The organism is Phenylobacterium sp. (assembly GCF_046590535.1).
Taxonomy (GTDB): Bacteria; Pseudomonadota; Alphaproteobacteria; order Caulobacterales; family Caulobacteraceae; genus Phenylobacterium.
Map to the genome: position 1 here is coordinate 1 of NZ_JBKJTG010000145.1, position 4348 is coordinate 4348.

General features: G+C 68.6%; 5 protein-coding genes and 1 other RNA gene. 1 reads left to right on the forward strand and 5 read right to left on the reverse strand.

The annotated features are described in order from the left end of the window. Window positions 1–73: 73 nt before the first annotated feature. The 4 genes from ssrA to ACLL81_RS08830 all read right to left on the reverse strand — a co-directional run bounded on the left by ssrA (window position 74) and on the right by ACLL81_RS08830 (window position 3133). Window positions 74–439, reverse strand: a transfer-messenger RNA (tmRNA) gene (ssrA, locus tag ACLL81_RS08815). Between the two features lie 131 nt (window positions 440–570). After that, entirely contained in the window at window positions 571–1476 is a 906-nt protein-coding gene (locus ACLL81_RS08820) for a hypothetical protein (RefSeq protein WP_411287970.1), read from the reverse strand. A gap of 41 nt (window positions 1477–1517) precedes the next feature. Then, complete coding sequence (gene ilvN, locus ACLL81_RS08825; RefSeq protein ID WP_411287971.1) at window positions 1518–2066, reverse strand: acetolactate synthase small subunit; 549 nt, start codon at window positions 2064–2066, stop codon at window positions 1518–1520. A gap of 35 nt (window positions 2067–2101) precedes the next feature. After that, entirely contained in the window at window positions 2102–3133 is a 1032-nt protein-coding gene (locus ACLL81_RS08830) for a PAS domain-containing protein (RefSeq protein ID WP_411287972.1), read from the reverse strand. 130 nt (window positions 3134–3263) lie between these two features. On the opposite strand from ACLL81_RS08830, the gene ACLL81_RS08835 reads away from it, so the two are divergent. Further along, window positions 3264–3401 carry a hypothetical protein gene (locus tag ACLL81_RS08835; RefSeq protein ID WP_411287973.1) on the forward strand — a complete coding sequence of 46 codons (138 nt, stop codon included), beginning with the start codon at window positions 3264–3266 and terminating at the stop codon, window positions 3399–3401. A gap of 4 nt (window positions 3402–3405) precedes the next feature. Here ACLL81_RS08835 and ACLL81_RS08840 read toward each other — a convergent pair. Beyond that, window positions 3406–4348 (reverse strand): thiamine pyrophosphate-dependent enzyme (locus ACLL81_RS08840; protein ID WP_411287974.1); only part of this gene is annotated, 943 nt, incomplete at its 5' end.

A 4348-nucleotide genomic window follows, 5' to 3' on the forward strand; every position in this document is an offset into this window, starting at 1 on the left:
ATCTTCCTGCCCGCCGCCCGCGAAGCCGTCTGCGGCGGCGCAAGACCCGCGAATTTCGACTGAGACTGGAGAAGGTGGAGGGCTTCTGTTGGCAGGCGCCCTCCGAGCCCCGCCTAAGGATCTGAACCCCTAGGACTTAGGTCGGAATTTCATCGCACCGCATTACGCAGCGAGACGGATTTCCTCAGCGAAGTTATCGTTCGCAGTTAGTTAAAGACCCGAAACGGTGGGTCAGGCCGGGAGAAAGCAACGCCTTTAGACGTCTGTCGATGCTGATCGGCCCCATGATCTCCGGCGATAACCCCGGAAGCATATGATGGTGGAGCCGCCGGGAATCGCACCCGGGTCCAGTCCGCTTATTACGCGCGCGTTTATCTCCATAGACGGGCCGAAACCCGACCCAGCCAATATAGGGGCCAAGGGTTAGGAATTGAAGACCAATCGGCGCGCCTGCGGTTCGCGAAGCGTGGACGGACCGCAAGATTGCGTGACCCGCCACCGGGCGGTGCAGTTCCTCACTGTCCGGGCCGATGTGAGGCCGCGCCAGATCGCCGAGATGGGGGTCCGCGCCTAGGGCATAGCGCCCTCAGGCTGGGGCATGGGTTCAAACCCTGGCGGCTGCGGGCGAGCCTTGAGGTCCGGCTCCAAGCGGCCGCCGTCCTCGGTGAGACCGCGATAGGCGCTGCGGGCGCCGGCGAAGTCCGCGCCGCCGGGGAACACGGCGTCGAACCGCGGATCGTTCCCCAGGGCGGCGCGGAGCGTCGGCTCCAGGGCGTCGGCCACCTGGCCGATCTCGGCGTTGTCGCAGGCCCGCCGCAACGACCGCGAGCGGCCGGGGGTGACCAGGGTCAGGTCATAGGCTGTGCCGTCGACGCAGATCGCCTCCGTGGCGCCGCTGTCGTCGAACACCCGCACTTCGCGGGGCGCGCCCCACATGGGATGGGGGCGGAGCGCCAGAAACGCCTGGGCCGCACCGGCCGGCAGCTCGGCGTCGAAGCCGATGCGGCGCGCGATGCCGGCATCGCAGCAGGCGAGGCCCGCGCGGGACTGGACGAAGGCGCGACCGTCGCGGCGCACGGTGATCCGGGTGATGGTCTGGCGCACGCTGGTGGACGGCCTGGTCCACATCTCCAGCACCATCTCCTCACCGCGCACGAGTTGCCACTGCAGGGGCATCAGGCCCCAGAGCCGGTAGGTGGAGGCGTCCACCCCGTTGTCGATGGCGATCAGCCGCTCGCCGCGGCCGACCCGGCGTCCGCCCAGCGGATCGGTGGCGTCGGAGGGCTTGGGCCGCAGGTCGTCCCACCAGCTCTTCGGGTCGGGAGGTGGGAAGGGCCAGATGGCCGCCTCGAAAGGCGGTGTGCCCGGCGGCGCGGAGGAAACCTGGGCCGCCGGGGCGCGACGGAAGAACTGCGCCTGGGCCGGGGCGGCCAGGGCTGCGGAGATCAGCAGGGTGGAGATCAGGCGGCGGGTCACGCGGTCATAGAGCCCGCGGGGGCCGGGGGTTCCCTCAACCGCTAGAAGACGTCGACGCCACGCTGGATGGAGAGCACCCCGGTGCGGGAGACCTCCACGAGGCCGAGAGGCCGCATCAGGTCCACGAAGCTGTCGATCTTGGCGGGCTGTCCGGTCAGTTCGAAGACGAAGCTCTCGTGGGTGGTGTCGATCACCTTGGCGCGGAAGATGTCGGAGACCCGCAGGGCCTCCACACGCTCGGGCCCCGATCCCCGGACCTTGACCAGCGCCAGCTCCCTCTCGAGGCCGTTGGGGTCGCGGGTGACGTCCTGGACGTGGCGGGTTGAGACCATCTTCTCCAGCTGCGCCTGGATCTGGCCCAGCACCTGGGGCGTGCCGCGGGTGACGATGGTGACCCGGCTGGTGTGGGCGTTGCGGTCGGTCTCGGCGACCGTCAGGCTCTCGATGTTGTAGCCGCGCGCCGCGAACAGCCCGACGAGGCGGTGCAGCACGCCCGGTTCGTTGTCCACCATGACGGCGAAGGTCGCCAGGCTCTCCGGCGCCACGTCGTGGGCCAGATCATAGACGGAGGCGGGCTGGGGGTCGGTCATCGGAAATCCTCGGCGCGACGTGCGGGCGGATATGCCTACCTCGCGAGCCGGTCCAGGGGTAGGTGCATGACCATCGACAGGCCCGCGTCGCCCCAGTCGCGGGTCAACTGGCCGCCGAGCTGACGGGCCACTGCGTTGTCCAGCAGGATCGAGCCGAAGCCGGCTTCGCCGCGCGGCGCGGGAGTGGCGTCGCGGGGGGCGCCCTGCTCGTCCCAGTGCAACTCGACGACGTCGCCCTGGCCGACGGTGGTGATCACGAGGCGGCCCTCAGGGTGCTGCAGAGCGCCATACTTCAGGGCGTTGGTAGCCAGTTCGTTGACCGCCAGGGCCAGGGATGTGGTGGCGGCGCGGCCGACCGGGACATCATCGCCGTGAAGCTCGATCCGCCGGCCAGGCCCAACCAAGTCCCCGTAGGGCTCCAGGAGCACGCGCAGCAGGCCGTGCAGCGACCGAGTCGCGTCGGTCTCCTCCCGGCCCATCATCGCGTTCGGCAGGACGTAGGCGATGGCGCGGCCTAGGCTGACGACGCGGCGGCGCAGGGCGTCGGCGAAAGGCTTGGCCTCAACGGCGCCGCGGGCGGACAGGCCGATGACCCCGTCAACCACGGCGAACATGTTCTGGATCCGGTGAGCGAGCTCGCGGGTGAGCAGGGCGTTGTCCGCCTCGACCCTGAGCCGTTCGGTGATGTCGCGGGAGATCGACACCATCTGGGTCGCGCGGCGGGCGCTGTCCAGCACCGGCCAGACGACCACTTCCCAGGACTTCATCGTCCCCTTGGCCGTGAGGCAGTCGGCGACAAACTTGGAGCTGCGACCCTGGCGGGCCTCGGCGACGGCGGTTTCGATCTTCTCGCGGTGTTCCTCCGGCCACAGCGAGGCCCAGGGCTGGCCGCGCAGCGCGGTAAGGTCGTCCACCTCCATGAGGCAGATGCCGTTGGCGTTCATGTCCAGCACGGCCCCGTCGAGGCTGACCACCTTCACGCAATCCTCGCTGGCGTCGAACAGGCTGGCGCTCAGTTCGTGGGCGGCTCTGCCGCCGTGCAGGCGATGGGACAGGTTATCGGACAAGATTACGCTTCCGCGCGGAGACTGAGGGACAGGGGAGACCGCACGACTAGCAGTTGAGCGCCCCCTCAGCCAGCCACCATCCACGGGGGGCGCCTTGCATCCGGCGCCCCGGCCGCCAACATGGCGGGCCGTGTCCTCGCTTCGCCTGCCCCAAGCCCTCGTCAGCCGCCTCGGCGCCGACGCCGGCGAGGCGGCGTTCCGCCACGAGCTGATGGAGGAGCAGTTCCGCATCCTGCCGGAAGTCCTGGCGCGGATCGGCGGGCGCTAGCCCATCACACCAGCCGCCTGCCGGCCTCGTCGATGATCGAGCCCAGGTCGCGGGCTTCCTCGGCCATGATCATCTCGTTGTGCGCCTTGCCGGAGGGGATCATCGGGAAGCAGTTCTCTTCCTTGGTCACCCGGCAGGCGAAGATCACCGGCCGGCGGACCTCGATCATCTCGCGGATCTTGTCGTCCAGCTCGTCGGGGGTCTCGGCGCGGAAGCCCACGCCGCCATAGGCCTCGGCCAGCTTCACGAAGTCGGGCAGGCTGGCGGAATAGGAGTGCGAATAGCGCTCCCCGTGCAGCAGCTGCTGCCACTGGCGCACCATGCCCATCCACTCGTTGTTGAGGATGAAGATCTTGATCGGCAGGTCGTGCTGAACGGCCGTCGACATTTCCTGCATGGTCATCTGCACGCTGGCGTCGCCGGCGATGTCGATGACCAGGCTGTCGGGGTGGGCCATCTGCACGCCCACGGCGGCCGGCAGGCCATAGCCCATGGTGCCGAGGCCGCCCGAGGTCATCCAGCGGTTCGGCTTCTCGAAGCCGAAATACTGCGCGGCCCACATCTGGTGCTGGCCGACCTCGGTAGTGATGTAGGTGTCGCGGTCCTTGGTCAGCTCGTACAGCCGCTCGACGGCGTACTGCGGCTTGATCAGCTTGCTGTCAGGCGAATAGGCGAAGCCCTTGCGGGCGCGCCAATGGTCAATCTGGGCCCACCAGTCCTTGAGAGCCGCCTGGTCGGTGGCCATGCTGCGGCTTTTCCAGACCGCGATCAGGTCCTCCAGCACCGAGCCGGCATCGCCGACGATGCCGATGTCGGCCTTGACGTTCTTGGAGATCGACGAGGCGTCGATGTCGATGTGGATCTTCTTCGAGCCCGGTGAGAAGGCGTCCAGTCGGCCGGTGACCCGGTCGTCGAACCGCGCGCCGATGCAGACCATGACGTCGCAG